The sequence below is a fragment of the Streptomyces sp. NPDC020965 genome (assembly GCF_044333555.1).
Lineage (GTDB): Bacteria > Actinomycetota > Actinomycetes > Streptomycetales > Streptomycetaceae > Streptomyces.
In genome coordinates this window covers 203,568-223,056 of the sequence record NZ_JBIRRE010000010.1, presented here as the reverse complement: position 1 = coordinate 223,056, position 19,489 = coordinate 203,568, and the positions used below count along the sequence as shown (strand labels likewise).

Genomic DNA, 19,489 nt, shown 5'->3' with positions numbered 1-19,489 from the left:
GTCTGCGGAGCGCCCGCGGCACGCGCACCGGCCGCCCCGCCGCGCCGCGCTAATCGGCCCGTACGGTGCCGTCCGTCAGGCCGTCGTACAGCCCCTGCACCAACCGCTCCCCCAGCCGTCCCGTCAGTCGTAGCGCGTCCTCGAAGGCGGCCAGCGCGCGGAACCGTTCGCCGTAGCGGCGCTGCTCGGCCAGGGGCAGTCGGGGCAGTTGCACCCGGCGCACATCGAGCCGGCTCGCGGTGGAGGCGTGGCTGCTGGCCTGCCGGGTGTTGGCGGTGCCGCGCAGGAAGCCCGCCAGGAACCAGGGGTCGAGCGCGGCCGGGTCGGGGCGCAGCAGATGGAGGTTGCGGCCGAGTGCCGCGCCCGCCGCCGGATCGTCCGGGCCGTCGACGACCCGGACGACGGAGCCGCCGCCGAGCACGGGTACGACGACGTCGCCCGTCTCCACCCGTACCGGCTCGTCGTCGGTGTCGTCGGGAAGCGTCGCGGACGGGGCCGCGCCGGTGAGGACGTCGTGTTCGCTGAGGACCGCGCCCGCCCCCGGTGCGCCACCGGGGGGCACGGTGCCGACGCGGATGAGCAGCACTCCCGCGCGGGCCAGTTCGCCGACGGTGGTGGTCGGCCAGGGCGCGGGCACGCCGGGGGGCGTCGGCGCGGGGGTGAGTTCGGCGGTGCGACGGAGGGTGTCGGTGAGCCGTTCCCGTACGAGGGAGAGATCGTCGGCGCCGTCGGCACCGGCCGGGGGCGGAACATGGCGGGCGGGTGCCAGATCCACATCGTCGTCGAGGAGTTCGATGACGGGGACGGAACGGCTCGCGCCGGGCTGGCCGGCTACCGAACCGGCCCGTTCGAACGGCTGCCAGGCGTCGAGTACGGCCTGGTGCACGGCCGGCCAGTCGAGCCGGTCGCGCCCGCCGCCGGGGGGCGCGAGTTCGGTGGTGTCCACGAAGAGCAGTTCGGGCGCGGGGGCCCGGCCGGGTTCGGGTTTGCGCAGCACCCAGAGGTGGAGCGGGATGCCGTACGGGGGTGCCGCGCCGGCCGGCAGCGCGATGACGGTCCGGAGCGCGCCGCGCCGCAGCAGTCCGGCGCGGACCCGGCGGCCGGAGCGGCGGGATGCGGCGGCGGGCGGCATCAGCAGGACGGCGGTGCCGCCGGGGCGGAGCCGGGCGAGCGCGTGCTGGACCCAGGCCAGTTCGGATTCGGTGCGGGCCGGGAAGCCGTACTCCCAGCGGGGGTCGTAGGCGAGTTCGTCGTGGCCCCAGTTGCGTTCGTTGAACGGCGGGTGGCAGAGCACGGTGTCGGCGGCGGTCTCGGGGAAGGCGTCGGCGCGGAGGGTGTCACCGGAGCGGGCGCGGACCGTGGCGTCGGAACACAGGGCGAGCCGGAGCGCGGTGAGCGCGGCGAGGTCGGGGTCGGCGTCCTGGGCGTAGAGGGCGGCGGGCCGGGCGGCGGTGACGGCGCACAGCAGGTTTCCGGCGCCGGCCGCCGGATCGAGGACGGTCGCCCCCTCGGTGGGGGCGGCGAGCGCGGCCATGAGGGCGGCGACCCCCGGCGGGGTGGGGGTGTACTGCCGGAGGTTGGTGTCGAGGACGCGGCCGAGCAGGAATGCGAAGGTCTCCCGGGGGCCGAGTTCGGCGGCCAGCTCGACGGCTGAGCGGAGTACGGGGACGGCTTCGGGCGTGGGGCGGAGCGCCGTGCGGAAGAGGTTCGTGCGGTCGTCGGCGAAGTGGGCGCCCAGCGTCTGTTCGAGGGCGGTGGGCAGCAGTTCGGCCACCCGGTCGTCGGGGGAGTCGGCCAGTTCCTGCCAGATGGTGGGCCGGTCGCGGACGAGGAGCAGGGCGCAGCCCGTCTGGACGAGTGCCGTGGCGGCGGTGGCCGGATGGTCGGCGAGCTGTTGCCAGACGCGTTCCCGGAGCGGGACCTCGGCGAGTTTCCCCTGGTCGCGAAGCCATTGTTCGACTTCGGTGAGGGCGAAGGACGGGCTGGTCTCGGTGCCGCCGACGGGTTTGGGGAAGTCCGCGTGCCGGCGCCGCCAGTTACTGACCGCGGCCCGTCCGACGCCCGCGAGCCGGGCGATGCCGGCGGCGGTCACCTCGCTTGCGTTCTCCGACACCTGGCTGCCTCCGCATTCGTCTTCGCTGGTCAGAGCCCCGTGTTCGGCCCGTGTGATGGGCCGTGTGCTGTGCCCGTGTTGTGGCGCCGAGCATACCGCCACAAGCGGAAGAAGCCCCTTCACAGTGTGATGAACCCTCAATCCCGTGAACGATGTTGACTCGGTTCACAGCCTCTGTTCTTATTGACCCGTCACCACGGGGGGCGTTCAACCGGCCCCGATCACACGCCATGTCCGGGAGGACACACCCATGTCCCACTCCACGCACCAGCCCTCGCACGACAGCGCTCCGCCGCAGTACGGACAGCACGGCCGGCCCTCGATGCGCAACGGCCTCGGCACGGCCTCGCTGATCCTCGGCATCATCGGCGCGATCTCGGGCGTGATCCCGCTGCTCTTCTGGATGGCCGGCATCCTCGGTGTGATCGCCCTGATCCTGGGGCTGGTGGGCCGGGGCCGGGTCAAGCGCGGCGAGGCGAACAACAAGGGCGTCACCATCACCGGAGCGGTCCTCGGACTGGTGGCGCTGGTCCTCTCGGTGGTCGGCCTGATCATCACGGTCAGCGCGGTGAGCGATGTGGCGGACGAGATCGACAAGGCCACCAGCACCACCACGACCAAGGACCCCGGCAGCTCGGGGAAGAGCAAGGGCAAGGGGAAGGGCAAGAGCAAGGGTGGGTCCGGCTCGGACGAGGCCAAGGTCCTGGAAGCCGGCGGGACCAGCGTCTACAAGGACGATCTGAAGATCACCGTGTCCGCCGCCAAGAGCTACGCCCCCAGCGAGTACGCCGTCGGCCACACCAAGGGCAACAAGGCGTACCAGCTCACCGTGACCGTGGAGAACGCCGGCACCAAGAAGTTCGACGCCGCCCTGGTGACCACGGACGCCCGCGCCGGGGCCGAGGGCGTCACCGCCGAGCAGATCTACGACGAGAAGGTCGGCTCCAGCTTCACCGGCAACGTCCTGCCGGGCAAGAAGTCCACGGTGACCTACGCCTTCGACGCCCCGGCCACCGCGAAGACCCTCACCGTCGAGGTGACCCCGGGCTTCATGTACGACGCCACCCAGTGGGAGCTGACCCTCTGACCGGCCCTCCCGGAGACCGCGATGCCCGCCAGCGGCCGGCACCTCGCCGCCCCTCTCCTCGCCACCCCGGTGGTGGTGAGCGGGGCGGCCCGCCGTTCGTTCCCGGGGCCTGACGTCTGGGGCCTGGGGCCTGGGGTCCGGGGCCCGGGGTTCCGGGTCCCGGTACCGGACCGTCGCGGAGCTATCGGCTGCCGCCGCCGCACTGCGCGAGCATCGCCTTCTTGTCCGGCGCCGTCACCGGCAGCGCGTACGCCACGGCCACCTGGGAGATCCGTACGGCGTACGAACAGCGAATGCCGCGGTGGGGCGGCAGCCAGGACGCCGGCCCCGAGTCCCGCTTCGCGCTGTTGGTCGGCCCGTCCACCGGCAGCAGGTTCAGCGGATCGTTGGCGAACCGCCGCCGCTTCTCCTCGCTCCAGCGGGCCGCGCCCATCTGCCAGCCGTACGAGAGCGGGACGACATGGTCTATCTGTACGGCGGCGGCCTCGCGCTTCCGCCAGTCGATGGCCCGGCCGGTGTAGGGGTCGTGGAGCGTCATCGCGATGACGACGCAGTCGGAGCCGGAGCGGTAGCGCAGCTTCTCGCCGTCGCGGGCCAGCAGGTCATTACGGGTGTCGCAGCCGTTACGGGCCAGGGGCACGCCGTCGGCGCTGTCCAGCCAGGCCGAGCCGAAGCGGTCCCGGGCGTAACCCGTGCGGGGGCCGCGGCCCTTGGTGGCGACCTTCTCGATCAGCCGGCGCGCGGCGGCCCGGTCCCGCTCGGAGGTGAGGGCGCCGAGCCCGGCGCGGGTGCCGTCGGGGTTGTCGAGCGGGCTGCTGCCGGTGGCCCGACCGGTGGCGGCGGGCGGTGTGGGTGCGGAGTCGCCGGTGGAGGTGGTTCCCTCGCAGCCCACCAGCATCACCACCGCGAGGCCCCCGACGACACACGCGCGCGCTCTTCGAACTCCGGTGCTGTTCACCCCGGCAGCGTACTGACCGCCCCGCACGGGAGCGGCGACCCGGGGCCGCCGCTCCCCGAACCACCAGCGGCGCGCTACGAGCCCAGGATCGTCGTCAGGAACTCCCCGGTCCACCCGAGCAGCTCCCGGCCCACCACCGGCTTCCCGCCGATCTTCCCCGTCGTCGGACGCGGCACCAGCACCTGCCGGACGGCCGGTTTGATCACCGTACGCGGGTGCAGCCGCTTCAGCCGCAGCTCCTGCGACTCCCGCAACTCCACCGGAGCGAAGCGGATGTTCGAGCCCTGGAGCACGATCTCGCCGACCCCGCAGGCCCGGGCCAGCATCCGCAGACCCGCCACCAGCAGCAGATTCTCCACCGGCTCCGGCAGCTTGCCGTAACGGTCGGTCAGCTCCTCGCGGACCGCCTTGATGTCCTCTTCCGTGTTCGCGGAGGCGATGGCCCGGTACGCCTGGAGCCGCAGCCGCTCGCCCGGCGCGTAGTCGTGCGGGACATGGGCGTCCACCGGCAGCTCGATCTTCACCTCCAGCGGGGGCTCCTCCTCCACCTCGCCGGAGAGCGAGGCCCGGTAGTCGGCGACCGCCTCGCCCACCATCCGTACATACAGATCGAAACCGACCCCCGCGATATGGCCCGACTGCTCCCCGCCGAGGAGATTGCCCGCGCCCCGGATCTCCAGGTCCTTCATCGCCACATACATGCCCGCGCCCATCTCGGTGTGCTGGGCGATGGTGGCGAGCCGTTCGTGCGCGGTCTCGGTGAGGGGCTTCTCCGGGGGGTAGAGGAAGTAGGCGTAACCGCGGTCCCGGCCACGGCCCACCCGGCCGCGCAACTGGTGCAACTGGGAGAGGCCGAAATTGTCGCCGCGCTCCACGATCAGGGTGTTCGCGTTGGAGATGTCGATGCCCGACTCCACGATCGTCGTGGAGACCAGCACATCGAACTTCTTCTCCCAGAAGTCCACCACGACCTGCTCCAGCGCCGACTCCGACATCTGGCCGTGCGCCGTCGCGATCCGCGCCTCGGGGACGATCTCCCGCAGCCGGGCCGCCGCCCGGTCGATGGACTCCACCCGGTTGTGGATGTAGAAGACCTGGCCCTCGCGGAGCAGTTCACGGCGGATCGCCGCGCCGATCTGCTTCTCCTCGTACGGTCCGACGAAGGTCAGCACCGGGTGGCGCTCCTCCGGGGGCGTGGTGATCGTGGACATCTCCCGGATGCCGGTGACCGCCATTTCGAGCGTACGGGGGATGGGGGTCGCCGACATCGTCAGCACGTCGACGTTGGCGCGCAACTTCTTGAGCTGCTCCTTGTGCTCGACGCCGAACCGCTGCTCCTCGTCCACCACGACCAGACCGAGGTCCTTGAACTTCGTCTCGTTGGAGAACAGTCGGTGGGTGCCGATGACGATGTCGACGGAGCCCTCCCGCAGCCCCTCCAGGGTCGCCTTGGCGTCCGTGTCGGACTGGAACCGGGAGAGCGCCCTGACCTTCACCGGGAACTGGGAGTACCGCTCGGAGAACGTGCCGAAGTGCTGCTGCACCAGCAGCGTCGTGGGGACGAGGACCGCGACCTGCTTACCGTCCTGGACCGCCTTGAAGGCCGCCCGGACCGCGATCTCCGTCTTGCCGTACCCCACGTCACCGCAGACCAGCCGGTCCATCGGGACCGTCTTCTCCATGTCCTCCTTGACCTCGGCGATCGTGGAGAGCTGGTCCGGGGTCTCCGCGTACGGGAACGCGTCCTCCAGCTCCCGCTGCCAGGGCGTGTCCGGGCCGAAGGCGTGTCCTGGGGCCGCCATCCGGGCCGAGTAGAGCTTGATCAGGTCGGCGGCGATCTCCTTGACCGCCTTCTTCGCGCGCGCCTTCGTCTTGGTCCAGTCCGCGCCGCCGAGCCGGTGCATCGTCGGGGCCTCACCACCGACGTACTTGGTGATCTGCTCCAACTGGTCGGTGGGGATGTAGAGGCGGTCACCTGGCTGGCCGCGCTTGGCCGCCGCGTACTCGACCACCAGGTACTCGCGGGTCGCGCCCTGGACCGTGCGCTGCACCATCTCGATGTAGCGGCCGACGCCGTGCTGCTCGTGGACGATGTAGTCGCCCGCCTCCAGCGTCAGCGGGTCGATCGTCTTGCGGCGCTTGGTCGGCATCCGCTGGCCGTCCTTGCCCGCCGCCTTCTGGCCGGACAGATCCGTCTCGGTGAGCACGGCGAGCTTGAGGCCCGGGTCGATGAAGCCGTAGTCGATCGAGCCGCACGACACATGGACGAGGTTCGGGGAGATGTCCCCCAGCGCCGGGTCGAGCCGGGCGGGGATGCCCTCGCCGCCGAGCACCTCGGCCGTACGGGCGGCGGGGCCGTGCGCCTCGGTGACGTACACCGTGCGCCAGCCGTCGGCCAGCCAGCCCTTGGTGTCGGCGAGCGCCCGCGCGGTGTCGCCCCGGTACGACTCCGGAGCGTGCATCCCGAGCTTGATCGTGTCCTCGGAGAGTTCCTCGTCGGCGGCGAACGGCGACACCGACCACCACTTCATATCCAGCTCGCGGGCCCGGTCCCGGACGTCCGCGATGCCCCACAGGGACGCGGCGTCGACATCGATCGGGGCCTCGCCGCCACCCGCGGTCGCCGCCCAGGAGGCGTGGAGGAACTCCTGGCTCGTCGCCACCAGGTCGGTCGCCCGGGTGCGCACCCGCTCCGGGTCGCACACCACGGCCATGGACCCCTTCGGCAGCACGTCGAGCAGCAGCTCCATCTCGTCCACCAGCACCGGGGCCAGCGACTCCATGCCCTCGACCGCGATGCCCTCGGCGAGCTTGCCGAGCAGTTCGCCCAGCTCGGGATGGGCCTCGGCCAGCTCGGCCGCCCGGCGGCGCACCTCGTCGGTCAGCAGCAGCTCACGGCAGGGCGGCGCCCACAGTCCGTGCTCGGCGACCTCCAGCGAACGCTGGTCCGCGATCTTGAAGTAACGGATCTCCTCGACATCGTCACCCCAGAACTCCACCCGCAGGGGGTGTTCCTCGGTCGGCGGGAAGACATCGAGGATGCCGCCGCGGACCGCGAACTCACCGCGCTTCTCGACCAGTTCCACCCGGGAGTACGCCGCCGCCGCGAGCGCGTCCACGACCTCGCCGAGATCGGCCTGTCGCCCGGTGCGCAAGGAGACGGGTTCCAGCTCGCCCAAGCCCTTGACCTGCGGTTGCAGTACGGAGCGGATGGGGGCGACCACCACGGAGACGGGTCCCGTGGCGGGATCGTCCGCCACCGGGTGGGCCAGCCTGCGCAGCACGGCGAGCCGCTTGCCGACCGTGTCGGAACGGGGCGAGAGCCGCTCATGGGGCAGCGTCTCCCAGGAGGGGTACTCGACCACGCCCTCCTCGGGCAGCAGCGAGCGGAGCGCGGCGGCGAGGTCCTCGGCCTCCCGGCCGGTCGCCGTGACCGCGAGCACCGTACGCCGGGAGTCGCGGGCCAGCGCGGCCACCGCGAAGGGACGGGCGGCTGGCGGTCCGACCAGGTCGACATGTGTCCGGCCCGCACCCCGGGCGGCCTGCACGGCTTCGGCGAGCGCGGGGTCACGGACGACGGCATCGAGCAGACCGACGAGGCTCATGAAAGGGCTTCCATCCGGGGAGTGGCGGAGCGGGGGCAACACGAAGAGCCCGACACGAGGGACGGGCCGGGGTTCGCTCCAGCCTACGCCCGCGCCCACCCCGGCCGCCTCCGCAATCACCGGCCCCCAGGACGGGCGGACGGCACCCCGTCCGACACGACGGGCAGCGACCCCCGAATCGCTGCACGGCGAGGTCCCCCGGGGCCCACGACGGGCGGGGACCCCGGGGTCCCACGACGGGCTGGGGACCCCAGGCCCCGAACCCGGCACCGGCCCACGGCCCCCGGCCCCGAGACATACAGGGGGACCCCGGGCCGCTTCCGCGAGCGCTCCGGGGTCCCCCGCCGTGGCGGCTCGGTGGTTACTCGGTCGCGATGGCGTTCAGGACGTTCATCCGGCCGGCCCGGAACGCCGGGACCAGTGCCGCGAAGAGGCCCACGAACGCCGACCCGACGAAGACCGCGATGATCGTCGGCCAGGGGATCTCCAGGACCCCCATGCCCTCCAGCGCCAGTAGCTGCTGGGCGGCGGTGCCCCAGCCCATGCCCAGGCCGAGGCCGAGCAGCGCGCCGAAGAGGGCGATCACCACGGATTCCATCCGGATCATGCGGCGGAGCTGGCGGCGCGAAAGGCCGATCGCCCTGAGGAGTCCTATCTCGCGGGTCCGCTCGACGACCGAGAGGGCGAGCGTGTTCACCACACCCAGCACGGCCACGACGATCGCGAGGGCGAGCAGGCCGTAGACGATGTTCAGCATCTGGCCTATCTGGTCCTGGAGGTTCTCCTTGTAATCGGTCTGGTCCATCACCTTGTACTGCGGGTACGGCTCCAGCGCCGCCTTGAGCGCGGTGTACGCCTCCTTCTCCTCACCGTCATCGGCGGAGGCGAAGAGCATCAGATTCTTCGGCATCCGGTCGGCGGAGAGGTACTGGGCGGCGGTGGCCGTGCTGATGAACTTCGCGCCCTGCTCCAGCGCGCTGTCGGCGGAGGTGATCGCCGCGACCTTCAGCTTGGCGGTCTGGCCGCCCGTGAAGGCGACGGTGAGGGTGCTGCCGACCTTCACCCCGTGCTTGTCGGCGTACTCCTCACCGACGGATATGCCGTTCGGCTGGTAAGCGGCGGACAGCTTGCCCGCGACGGTCTTCTGACGCAGGTCCTCGGCGTAGGTCGGGTCGGCGGCGGTGATGGTCTCCTTCGCCACCTGGCCGTCGGGTGCGGTGATCCGCACATTGACGATCTTGTACTCGGTGACGTGCTTGACGCCGGGCGCCTTCTCCAGGGCCTGCTGGGCCTGCGGCACGATCGGCTGGCCGGTGCCGGACTGGACGATGAAGTCCGCCCCGACGGATTTGTCCAGCTCTTCGTTGGCCGAGGCGACCATCGAGGCGCTGACCACCGAGAGGCACGCCACCAGGGCGAGGCCGATCATCAGGGCGGCGGCGGTCGCCCCCGTACGACGGGGGTTGCGCAGTGCGTTGCGCTCGGCCATCCGGCCGACCGGGCCGAACATCCGCAGGATCAGCGCACTGATCACCCGCACCACCACGGCCGCGAGCAGCGGGCCGATGACGATGAACCCGAGGAGGGAGAGGAGGACGCCGACGGCGAGGAGCATCGAACCGTCGCTCGCCTTGTCGGCGTCGGCGGTGGAGATCAGGGCGGCGGCGCCGGCGCCGGTGAGGAGCAGCCCGATGGCGGCCCGCACCCGGCCGGCCTTTCCGTCGGCGGGGGTCCCGGCGTCACGCAGAGCGGCCATCGGGGAGACCTTGCCGGCCCGTCGCGCCGGGATGTAGGCGGCGACGATGGTGACGAGCACGCCGAGCGTGAGCCCGACGGCCGGGGTGGTCCACTTCACCGTCAGATCGTCGGTGGAGAGATTCATGCCCATGGTGCCCATGAGCTCCATCAGCCCGATGGCGAGGCCGACACCGGCTCCGACACCGGCGATCGAGCCGATGACACCGAGGAGTAGCGCCTCGATCAGCACGGAGCGGTTGATCTGACGGCGGCTGGAGCCGATGGCCCGCATCAGACCGATCTCACGGGTGCGCTGGGCGACCAGCATCGAGAAGGTGTTGACGATCAGGAAGATGCCGACGAGGAGGGCGATCCCGGCGAAGCCGAGCATCGCGTACTTCATCACGTTGAGGAATTCGCCGACGTCCTCGCGGCCGGCGTCCGCCGTCTCCTTGGCGGTCTCGATCTTGTAGGGGGCGCCGAGCGCGCCCGCGATGTCCGCCTTGAGCCGGCTGTCGCTCACACCGTCGGCCGCGACGACCGTGATGTTGGTGAAGAGCCCTTCCTTGCCGAGCAGTTCCCGCTGTGCGGTGGCGGTGTCGTAGAGAACGAGGGCGGCACCGGGGTTGGTGACCTTGAAGGAGGCGATGGCGGAGATCTTCGCGCGGAAGTCGCCGGTGACCGCGATGGTGCGGAGCTCGTCGCCGATCTTGAGGTTGTGCTTGTCGGCGGTGTCGGCGTCGATCATCACCTCGGTGGGACCGCGCGGCTCGGTGCCGGAGGTGATCTCCAGCATCTTCCGCTCGTTCTTCGTCCAGTTGCCCGCGATCGTGGGGGCGCCGCCGCTGGCACCGATGTCCTTGTTCTTGGCGTTGACCACGGTCACGCTGGTGCTGGTGACGCTGCCCTCGGCGGACTCGACGCCCTCGACCGCGGCCACCCGCGCCACCAGGGCGGCCGGCAGGGTCTCGGGCTTCCCGGTCTGCGGCTGGCCGTCGTCCTCCTCGTCCAGCGGTCGGGGGCTGACCGTGACATCGGCGGCGGTGCTGGCGAAGAGCTTGTCGAAGGTGGTGTTCATGGTGTCGGTGAAGACGAGCGTGCCCGACACGAAGGCGACGGAGAGCAGCACCGCCACCGCCGAGAGCGCCATGCGCCCCTTGTGCGCGAAGAAGTTGCGCAGGGAGGTCTTGAGGACGGTCACGAGGTACGCCCCCGGGCGTCGAAGTCCTTCATCCGGTCGAGCACGGCTTCGGCGGTGGGCCGGAACATCTCGTCCACGATCCGGCCGTCGGCGAGGTAGAGGACCCGGTCCGCGTAGGAGGCCGCGACCGGGTCATGGGTGACCATGACGATGGTCTGGCCCAGCTCGTCCACCGAGCGGCGGAGGAAGCTCAGGACCTCGGCCCCGGCCCGGGAGTCGAGGTTTCCGGTCGGCTCGTCACCGAAGATGATCTCGGGTCGGGCGGCGAGCGCCCGGGCGACGGCCACCCGCTGCTGCTGACCGCCGGAGAGCTGGGTGGGCCGGTGCTTGAGCCGCTCGGACAGTCCGACGGTGTCGACCACCCGGTTCAGCCAGGCGGCGTCGGGCTTCCGGCCCGCGATGTCCATGGGAAGGGTGATGTTCTCCAGGGCGTTGAGCGTCGGGAGGAGATTGAACGCCTGGAAGATGAAGCCGATCCGGTCCCTGCGGAGCTGGGTGAGCTTCTTGTCCTTGAGCCCGGTGATCTCGGTTTCGTCCAGGTAGATCTGGCCCGAGGTGACGGTGTCGAGACCGGCGAGGCAGTGCATCAGGGTCGACTTACCGGAGCCCGATGGCCCCATGATCGCGGTGAACTGGCCGCGGGCTATGTCGACATCGACATGGTCGAGCGCGACGACCCTGGTCTCCCCCGATCCATACGCCTTGACGACCTGCCGACCGCGCGCGGCGACGGCCGTACGCCCTCCGGTGCTCCCGTGGCGGGGAATGGTTACAGCCGTAGTCACGGTATGTCTCCTATATCGCTTGGTTCTCGGTGTCGCCGCGTAGGTATCGATGAAGCCGGGGTGCCTGACGCCGGGGTGCCTGCGTCGGGTGTGTCGACGCGGGGCGCCTGAAGTCGGGCCGTATTCACGTTGGCGCACCCGACGTCGACGTCGAGTCGAAGTCGAGCTGCTTGAAGTCGGGTTACTGCAAAGTCTGTCGGCGGAATCGGTCCGGCGCGCTGGTGCGGGGCGCAGTCTCCACCTGGGGTTAGCCCCACCACCCCCGGTGAGGCGCGCCCCCCTGCGCCCGGTCGCCGGAAGGATCCGGCAGCGGCGCTCCGTGCCCGCCGTGGTCCCCTCGTGGCCGCGAGCGCCGCTTGTAGGACAACGTTAAGGACTGGACCCCCGCCACTACGTCGTCCCCCGGTACGAACAGCACTCGGCCGCTAGTAGGGAGGAGCCCCTAGGGGTCGGCGGCCTCCACCCCCGACATCGGCCCCTCGTGGAGGAGTTCACGCCATGCCTCGGCGTAGACCCCACCGAGTGAGATGGTGACCCGTGAACAAGTGAATGCAGGGGGAAAGGATCCAGCGTGACCGAGAGTCGGAAGCTGTCCTTCGCGGGGCGCGGCGTCCCCGCGTCCGGTGTCGACCCCCAGCGACGTGGCGCCGTCGTCGCCGCGCTGATGATGGCCATGGCCCTGAGTGCGCTCGACGGCACGATCGTCTCGACCGCCGTGCCACAGATCGTCGGGGACCTCGGCGGCTTCGCCGTCTTCTCCTGGCTCTTCTCCGGCTATCTGCTGGCCGTCACGGTCACGCTCCCGGTGTACGGGAAGCTCTCCGACACCTTCGGCCGCAAACCGGTTCTGATCGCGGGGATCATCCTCTTCCTCATCGGTTCCCTGCTCTGCGCCCTCGCCTGGAACATGGCCTCGCTGATCGCGTTCCGGGTGGTCCAGGGCCTGGGTGGGGGTGCGCTCCAGAGCACGGTGCAGACGGTCGCCGCCGATCTCTATCCGCTGAAGGAGCGCCCGAGGATACAGGCCAGGCTGTCGACGGTCTGGGCGGTGGCGGCGGTCGCGGGCCCGGCGGTCGGCGGACTGCTCGCGACCTACGCCGACTGGCGCTGGATCTTCCTCATCAACCTTCCGGTGGGGGCGGTGGCCCTGTGGCTGATCGTGCGCCATCTGCGCGAGCCGACCCGCACGGGGCCCGTGCGCCGCGCGAATCCCGCGAAGCTGGTGAGCCCTGTGAGTCCCGCGGGCCTCGTGAGCCCGGCGGGCCGATCCGGTGCCGGAGGTGCCACGGCTCCCGGAGGTGCCACGGCTCCCGGAGGTGCGGCGGCTTCCGGGAGGAGTACCCGTGTCCGGGTGGACTGGCCCGGCGCGCTGACCATCTTCGGCGCGGGCGCGGCCCTGCTCGCCGGGCTCGTCCAGGGCGGTATCGCCTGGCCCTGGTTCTCCGCGCCCTCACTCGCCCTGTTCGGCGCCGGCGCCCTGCTCGTCGCGGTCACCGTCGTCATCGAACGACGGGCCGCCGAACCGATCCTCCCCGGCTGGGTCTGGCGCCGCCGCCCCATCGCCGCCGTCAATCTGGCGCTCGGCGCGCTGGGGCTGCTGATGATCGCCCCGACCGTGTTCCTGCCGACGTACGCCCAGTCCGTACTGGGCCTCGGCCCGATAGCGGCCGGCTTCGTCCTGTCCGTGATGACCATCAGCTGGCCCATCAGCGCCGCCCTGTCCAACCGCCTCTACAACCGCATCGGCTTCCGGCAGTGCGCGATCATCGGTATCTCGCTGGCCGGGCTGGTCCTCGCCGCCTTCCCGCTGCTCCCCTACCCGGGCTCCGCCTGGCAACCCGCCCTGATCATGCTGCTGCTCGGCGCCGCGCTCGGCATCTTCCAACTCCCGCTGATCATCGGCGTCCAGTCATCGGTCGGCTGGTCCGAGCGGGGCACGGCAACCGCGTCCATCCTCTTCTACCGTCAGATCGGTCAGAGCGTGGGCGCCGCGCTCTTCGGCGCGGTGGCCAACGGCGTCCTGGCGGCCCGGTTGGGCGGGGCGGGCGATCTGGACTCGGTCGCCCGCGCCCTGGAGGACCCGGCGTCCCTCACCGCCGACGCGGCGGACCGGCTGCGCCGTGCGGTGGACGCCGCGGTCGACCACGTCTACGTCGGCGCGGCCCTGGCCGCCGTACTGGCCCTGCTGGTACTGGTCTTCGTGGCGCCGCGCCGCTTCCCCGTCATCGACGAGGCGGCCCCCGGAGTGCCGACGGAGACCGCCGCCGGGGCCGCCGACACCACCCCGTGAGGAGCCCCCGCCTCCCCTGAGGTCTGAGACCTGAGGTCCGAGGTCCGAGGTCCGAGGTCTGAGGTCTGAGGCCCTGGGATCAGCCGTCCGCCGACGTACGGCCCGTCAGCGCCGCCAGACTGTTGCGGACGTGGTCCATATGCGCCTGCATCTCCTCGCGGGACTCCTCGTGTTCCCGCAGCACCCGCTCCGTCTCCCGAACGGTGCGCTCCTCCACCACCCCGGCCTGCGAGAGCAGCTCCGCCGCCCGCGCCTCCGCGTCCTCCTGCCCGTGACGGGCGTACTCCGCCGCCTCCGTGAGGGCGCGCTGCACCTCGGTCAGAGCCGACTCGGCACGCGAGGTCTGTTCGGCGTCACGGGCGTCCAGCGTCGCGCGCCGGTCGTCCAGCTCCCGGCCGAGCGACTCCCAGCGCTCCGCCTGCCCCGACTCCAGATCGGCCAGCAGGGCCTCCGCCCGGAGACGGGTCTCCTGCCAGTCGGCCAGCGCCTTCGCACGCCGCTCCTCGGCCTCGCCCTGCGCCTCGGCGAGCAACGCGTCGGCGGTGGCCCGGGCCGCGGCCAGATGCTGTTCGGCGTGGTCCTCGGCCGCCGCCCGTACACCGTCCGCCTCCGTGCGGGCCTTGTCGCGGATGGCCCGGGCATCGGCCTCAGCACTGTCCTGGACGGCCTGCGCGTCACCGCGCGACGTGCTCCGTACCTCCTCGGCCTCCTCCACCGTCAGCGTGAGGAGGTACTGCGCGCGGCGGCTCATCGATTCGTACGTCTGCGGCGCCAGCGCCTCCACGGAGTCACGGAGCCGGGACGCCTCCGACTCCATCTTCTTGGCGAGCACGGTCAACCGCGCCGCCCGCTCCCAGGCGTCGTCGCGGTCCCGGGAGAGGTTGGCGACATGGGCGTCGGCCTCCTCGACGCGGTAGCCACGGCGTACGACGGTGAAGCCGTGAGGTGACACCGATGCAGCACTCATCCTTCAAGCCCCTTCCGACACACAACGACGCATTACGCGATTGTGCGCATATCCTCCTGGATTCGGCGGGGCGCCCGTACCGCGACACTCCACCGCCCATACCGGTCAAGGATGCGCCATTCGGTGAGAGAAGCCGGGACGGTGCGCCCCGGCCCGCCGTCGCGAACCAGGGCGCACCCGTCCCCGCGTGGACGGGGCGAAGACGACGCGAGACCCGTGGTGAGACCGCGCGGCGTACCCGACGCCTACAGGAGACCGTCCCACATCTGTTCCAGCAGCACCGACCACCAGTTCTCCGGTGACGACAGCGCGACCGGGTCCAACGACGCGAGCTGCGCCTGGAAGTCGACCGTCCAGCGGCCGGCCTGCTCCGGGTTGAGGCCGTAGCGCAGCCGCCACATCCGGCCGAGCAGCGCCATACAGCGGACGAACTCCGGCAGCCCGCTGTTCACGAACTGCGGTGCCGCCGAGCCGCCCCCGGGGGGCGCCTCCACCGGTACGGCCACGATGTGCGCCGTGCCGTACTGGACGCAGATCGCCCGGCCGAAGTCGCTGCCCACCACCAGGTACGAGGTGGCGTCAGCCGAGGTCGCCACCTGCCGCTGCGCCGCCAGCTCCGCCAGTGTCGGAACGACTGGCTGGGCGGGTTGGGCCCAGAAGAACGGGTTGAAATCACCCGGCAGTCCCGCCCACATCAGGGTCGCCGCGACCAGCTCCGGCACACCCTGGCGCGAGACGGCCCGCTGGTCGAACCGGCAGATGCCCTGCGGCCCGAAGGCGGACACCAGTTCCTGGGCCACCCCCTGCGGCGGGAGCGGTGGGGCCGGGGGGACCTGCGGGAGCGGCGCCCGTACCGGCGCGGGGCGTGCCGGGCCGTCCGCCACCTGATGCAATTCACCCTGATGGGTGACGAGTTGCCCCATGCCCTGTTGCCTGCCGGCGTGGTCCTTGCCGTACGGGGCGATATGGGTGATCCGCGCCTGCGGCCAGGTCTCGCGGATCATCCGGGCGCAGTAGCCGCCGGGCAGCTCGCACGACTCCAGCTCGGTGTGCAGCTCCAGCACTTGCTGCGGCGGGACGTTCAGGGCGCGCAGCTCGTGCAGGATCTGCCACTCGGGGTGCGGGGTTCCGGGTGCCGAGCGGCGGATGAGCTGGGCCTCGGAGCCGTCGGGCGCACGGTAGCGCAGGACGGCCTGATAGCCGGGGCCGACGGTCGGTACCCCGGTCTGCTGCTGTGGATAGCCGTACGGGGTCGGTCGACCGACGGAGCCCGGAGGCGGACCAGGGGCCCCCGGCGGGCCGGGACGGCTCGGCGGAGCCGGGGGCTGGGGCGCGCCGGGCCCGGCCAGCACCGTCGCCGCGTGGTGCACGTCGACCGGTGGCGGGGTGGAACCGACGGGCGGCTGGCCGGGCGGTGGCGTGGCACCGACGGCGGGTGGGCCGGGGGGCTGGGGTACGGCGGGGGGCGGACCGGGCGGACCCGGGGGCCGCGGTACGCCGGGGCCCGTAGGACCCGGTCCGGCCAGCACCGTCGCCGCGTGGTGCACATCGACCGGTGGCGGGGTGGAACCGACGGGCGGGGTAGGACCGACGGGCGGCGGGGTCTGCGTCGAGGGCGGCATCGGGTGGTTCCCGGAAGCAGCAGCCGGACCGGGAGGCGTAGGAGGACCCGGAGGTGTGGCGGAAGCGGGAGGAGGCATCGGGCCCGGAGCGGGCGGCGGGCCCGAGGGCTCGCCGGCACTGGAGACCCCGGAGTCGTCGGGGACGGGCTGAGCGCTCAACTGGGTCGGCAGATATCCCCCGGCAGGCACACCGGAAGCCCCCGGAGCCGACAGCGGGGCCGGCTGCGCCGCCCCCGCACCGGAAGAACCACGTGGCGCGGGCGGGCCGGGCGGCGGGGCCACCGTCCCGTCGCCGCCGGGCGCCGACCGTTCCCCGCCCGCCGCGGCGGCGGGAGCGTGCCGCTTCAGCGCCGGGTTGACCGCGGTCGGCGGAAGTTGGCTGCCCCCGGACATGAGCGCGGTCGGGGCGTCCGCATCCGCCGCGGACTCGTCCGCCGCTGGGACCGGCGCCGCGAAGACCGTGTCCGGCAGGGGTACGGACGCGTCCTCGGCGTCGGTGGAACTGGTGTCGGTCCAGGACGCGGGGGTGCCGCCGGCCGGGGTCGGCCGGCGGTCGCCGCCGACGTTCGCCCACACGGCGCCGCCCTGCGAAGAGTCCACACCGACGTCACCCGTGGCGGTGCCACCGCCCGCCTGCGACGCATTGCTGGAACCGGTGTCCGGCACCGGTCCGGGGGGCGCGGCACCGGCGAGGGGCGGAAGAGCCACCCCCACAGCCGCACCTGAGCCCGAGCCCGCGTCCGAGGAGACCGCAGAAGAGGAAGAAGCAGGAGAAGGGGGAGGAGGGGCCGGAGGGGAGAAGGGAGGAGCGACGGGGGGAGGCGGCGGGGTGGGGGGCTCCGCGGAGTCGGACGCCGGGGAGTGCCCGGTCCGTCCGGCCCTCGTCGCCGTCCCGCCGGGAGCGCCCCTGCGGTCCGCCTCGTCCTGAAGCCACTCGGGCGGGCTCAGCAGGAACGACGTCTGATGCAGATCGATCCGCCGCGGCGGCTCCGGAGGGGCGACCGCCCCGTCCGCGGGTACGCCGTACTCCTCCTCGTACCGCCGGATCACCTCGCCCACCGGCAGTCCGGGCCAGAGCGTCGCCTCACCGCTGTCCCGCGCGATCACCAGCCGCTGCCGTCCGCCGTCCGAGCGCGCCCCGCTCTCGCGGTCCTCCGCCCAGACGACGAAGCCGAGCTCGAACTCCCGCACCCGTACCTCGCGCTGCTGGTAGGTCGGCACATCGCCGTTGACCCACTCTTCCGCGCGCTCCTGCGCCTGCGCGAAGGTCACCATCGGACCGTCACCCCTCGTCCGAGACCGGGACGGCACGCGCGAAGCCGCCGTCCACCATCAGATTCGCCACCGTCTCCAGCTCCGGGGGATTGCCCGCGAGCCGCTGGAGGAAGCCGTCGAAGTCGTCGCCGCACGGCAACAACAGCCGCTCCACGCGCTCCTGCACGCCCCAGCCGTCCCGGTCGCGCGCGTCGTCGTAGGCGCAGAACCAGACCGAGCCGACGGCCGAGCCCTTGACCTTGACCGCCAGGATGCCGCCCTGGACGAACGCGACACCCAGGTAGTCCTTGGTCAGATGGTCGCGCAGGCATTTGTTGACGTACAGCAGGTCGTTGACCGCTGCCTCGTCCCGCACCGTGAGGAACGGCTGATCCACCAGCAGCCCCAACTCGGCGTCGAGCGCGGCGCCGGCCGGGGCACAGCCGCCCGCCGCCTTGAGGAAGGAGCGGTACGCGCCGGGCAGCCGGTATCCCAGGTCCTCCTCCACACCGAGCAGTTGCTGCTCGGTGACGGACGGGGTGCCCTTGGGCAGCCGGAAGTGCGCGGGCCGGGTCTCCTGGAGCGGGCGGGTGCCGCGCTTGTCCTGGTCGACCGGGGTGGTCGCCAGACCGCCGTGGTGCCGCAGCAGGGCCTTCACCTCGACCGGGACCAGTTCGAGTCGGCGGGTGCCGCGGACGTGGTGCCAGGTCCAGCCGTGCGGGGTGGCGACGGAGGGGATCGTGTCCCACAGCGCGTGGCCGTCGGCGTGGAGCGCGGCGTTCGCCGACACGTAGTCGGTGAGGCGGAGTTCGTCGATGCCGAAACCCGCCGGGGGCTCGGCGATCTCGGCGGCGGCGCGGGCGTACGGCGAGAAGTCCGGGTAGCCGTCGGCGTCCACGCGCACACCGCGGGGGTGGCGGGAGTGACGCACGGGGTCCGGGAAGTTCACGGTCTGGCCGGCGTACGCCGCGTTCGGCGGCGGGGGCCCGGCCGTCCCGGGGTCCTCGGGCCCACCCTGTCCTCCCGCCGCCCGCGCGGGGCCGTTCGGCGGCGTGACGTGTCCCCCGGCTCCCTGGGCCTGGGAGCCTGGAGCTGCCCCCAGCCCTTGCCGACCTGTCGTCATGGCGTTCTGCCCCCTGCTGGCTTCTGACTGTTCGGGACAGCCTATGCGGTGCGGCAATAGGGGGAGAGTGTGCTCGGCGACCTCTCGATCGCCGTCACGAACTGTCACAATCGAGTGACCGAACTCCGACGAGCAGACACCTTTCAGCTACCCCGCTTTCACACACACCGCCGCATTTGGCAGGCTGTTCACGCAACTCGGGGGAGTGCACGGGAGGGGACAACAGCGCCATGCACACAGCGCGACCACGTACAGCGGACACCGTAGGTGATCCCCGTCTGAGCTGGAGCAGTACAGAGGAGGCCCGACCGCCCGCACTGAGCCATCGCCGCGACGGCATCCTGCCCGCCGTCGCGGCGGCGCTCTCCGTGCGCGGGGAGACTCTGACGTCAACCGCTGGAAAGGGTGACCGGCCGCCCGTACTCCACCCCCTCGTACAAGATTTCCTCGACACGCTCACCAGCGGTCAGCGGGAGCGCTTCACCGGGCGCTGCCCGGAGGCGATCCTGCTGTCGCGCCACCTCACCGGCGCGGAGGGCAAACGCTCCAAGCGGGCCCGGCGCAAGCCGCTGACGTACAGCGAGGCGAAGCGCGCCCTGAAGCAGGCGAAGCTGACGGCGCGCAGAATCCGTGAGGACGGTGATCCGCTGCACGGCAGCTATGCGTCACCCTGCCGTTCCTGTACGGCGATGCTCGACCATTTCGGGGTCCGAGCAGTGGACCCGACCGCGACCGAGAACGGCTGAA

The 19,489-nt window shown here is 71.9% G+C and carries 11 protein-coding genes; 3 read left to right on the top strand and 8 right to left on the bottom strand.

The window, feature by feature from the left end; all coding sequences use genetic code 11:
- Nucleotides 1–49 precede the first annotated feature (49 nt).
- The gene (locus tag ACH4S7_RS28200) at nucleotides 50–2,113 is read right to left on the bottom strand and encodes an N-6 DNA methylase (protein ID WP_398524123.1); all 2,064 of its coding nucleotides are present in this window, start codon (nucleotides 2,111–2,113) and stop codon (nucleotides 50–52) included.
- A gap of 250 nt (nucleotides 2,114–2,363) precedes the next feature.
- On the opposite strand from ACH4S7_RS28200, the gene ACH4S7_RS28195 reads away from it, so the two are divergent.
- The gene (locus ACH4S7_RS28195) at nucleotides 2,364–3,200 is read left to right on the top strand and encodes a DUF4190 domain-containing protein (RefSeq protein WP_398524122.1); all 837 of its coding nucleotides are present in this window, start codon (nucleotides 2,364–2,366) and stop codon (nucleotides 3,198–3,200) included.
- A gap of 181 nt (nucleotides 3,201–3,381) precedes the next feature.
- Here the strand turns inward: ACH4S7_RS28195 and ACH4S7_RS28190 are convergent, their stop codons facing one another.
- From ACH4S7_RS28190 to ACH4S7_RS28175, 4 genes are all read right to left on the bottom strand, one after another.
- The gene (locus ACH4S7_RS28190) at nucleotides 3,382–4,158 is read right to left on the bottom strand and encodes an HNH endonuclease family protein (protein ID WP_398524121.1); all 777 of its coding nucleotides are present in this window, start codon (nucleotides 4,156–4,158) and stop codon (nucleotides 3,382–3,384) included.
- A 74-nt stretch (nucleotides 4,159–4,232) separates the two neighbouring features.
- The gene (mfd, locus tag ACH4S7_RS28185) at nucleotides 4,233–7,763 is read right to left on the bottom strand and encodes a transcription-repair coupling factor (protein ID WP_398524120.1); all 3,531 of its coding nucleotides are present in this window, start codon (nucleotides 7,761–7,763) and stop codon (nucleotides 4,233–4,235) included.
- Nucleotides 7,764–8,124: 361 nt separating this feature from the next.
- Nucleotides 8,125–10,701: an ABC transporter permease gene (locus tag ACH4S7_RS28180; protein ID WP_398524119.1), complete on the bottom strand. Its 2,577-nt coding sequence runs from the start codon at nucleotides 10,699–10,701 to the stop codon at nucleotides 8,125–8,127.
- Nucleotides 10,698–11,486 carry an ABC transporter ATP-binding protein gene (locus ACH4S7_RS28175; RefSeq protein WP_398524118.1) on the bottom strand — a complete coding sequence of 263 codons (789 nt, stop codon included), beginning with the start codon at nucleotides 11,484–11,486 and terminating at the stop codon, nucleotides 10,698–10,700. The genes ACH4S7_RS28180 and ACH4S7_RS28175 overlap by 4 nt, the downstream gene beginning before the upstream one ends.
- A 664-nt stretch (nucleotides 11,487–12,150) precedes the next feature.
- Between ACH4S7_RS28175 and ACH4S7_RS28170 the strand changes: the two genes are divergently transcribed.
- Complete coding sequence (locus tag ACH4S7_RS28170) at nucleotides 12,151–13,776, top strand: MFS transporter (protein WP_398524259.1); 1,626 nt, start codon at nucleotides 12,151–12,153, stop codon at nucleotides 13,774–13,776.
- Between the two features lie 79 nt (nucleotides 13,777–13,855).
- Here ACH4S7_RS28170 and ACH4S7_RS28165 read toward each other — a convergent pair whose 3' ends face one another.
- From ACH4S7_RS28165 to ACH4S7_RS28155, 3 genes are all read right to left on the bottom strand, one after another.
- Nucleotides 13,856–14,743: a cellulose-binding protein gene (locus ACH4S7_RS28165; RefSeq protein WP_398524117.1), complete on the bottom strand. Its 888-nt coding sequence runs from the start codon at nucleotides 14,741–14,743 to the stop codon at nucleotides 13,856–13,858.
- 245 nt (nucleotides 14,744–14,988) lie between these two features.
- The gene (locus ACH4S7_RS28160; RefSeq protein ID WP_398524116.1) at nucleotides 14,989–17,640 is read right to left on the bottom strand and encodes an SUKH-4 family immunity protein; all 2,652 of its coding nucleotides are present in this window, start codon (nucleotides 17,638–17,640) and stop codon (nucleotides 14,989–14,991) included.
- Nucleotides 17,641–17,647: 7 nt separating this feature from the next.
- Entirely contained in the window at nucleotides 17,648–18,742 is a 1,095-nt protein-coding gene (locus ACH4S7_RS28155) for an SMI1/KNR4 family protein (RefSeq protein WP_398524115.1), read from the bottom strand.
- A 230-nt stretch (nucleotides 18,743–18,972) separates the two neighbouring features.
- Between ACH4S7_RS28155 and ACH4S7_RS28150 the strand changes: the two genes are divergently transcribed.
- On the top strand, nucleotides 18,973–19,488 hold the full coding sequence (locus ACH4S7_RS28150) for a YwqJ-related putative deaminase (protein WP_398524114.1): 516 nt from the start codon (nucleotides 18,973–18,975) through the stop codon (nucleotides 19,486–19,488).
- The last annotated feature ends 1 nt before the right edge of the window (nucleotide 19,489 follow it).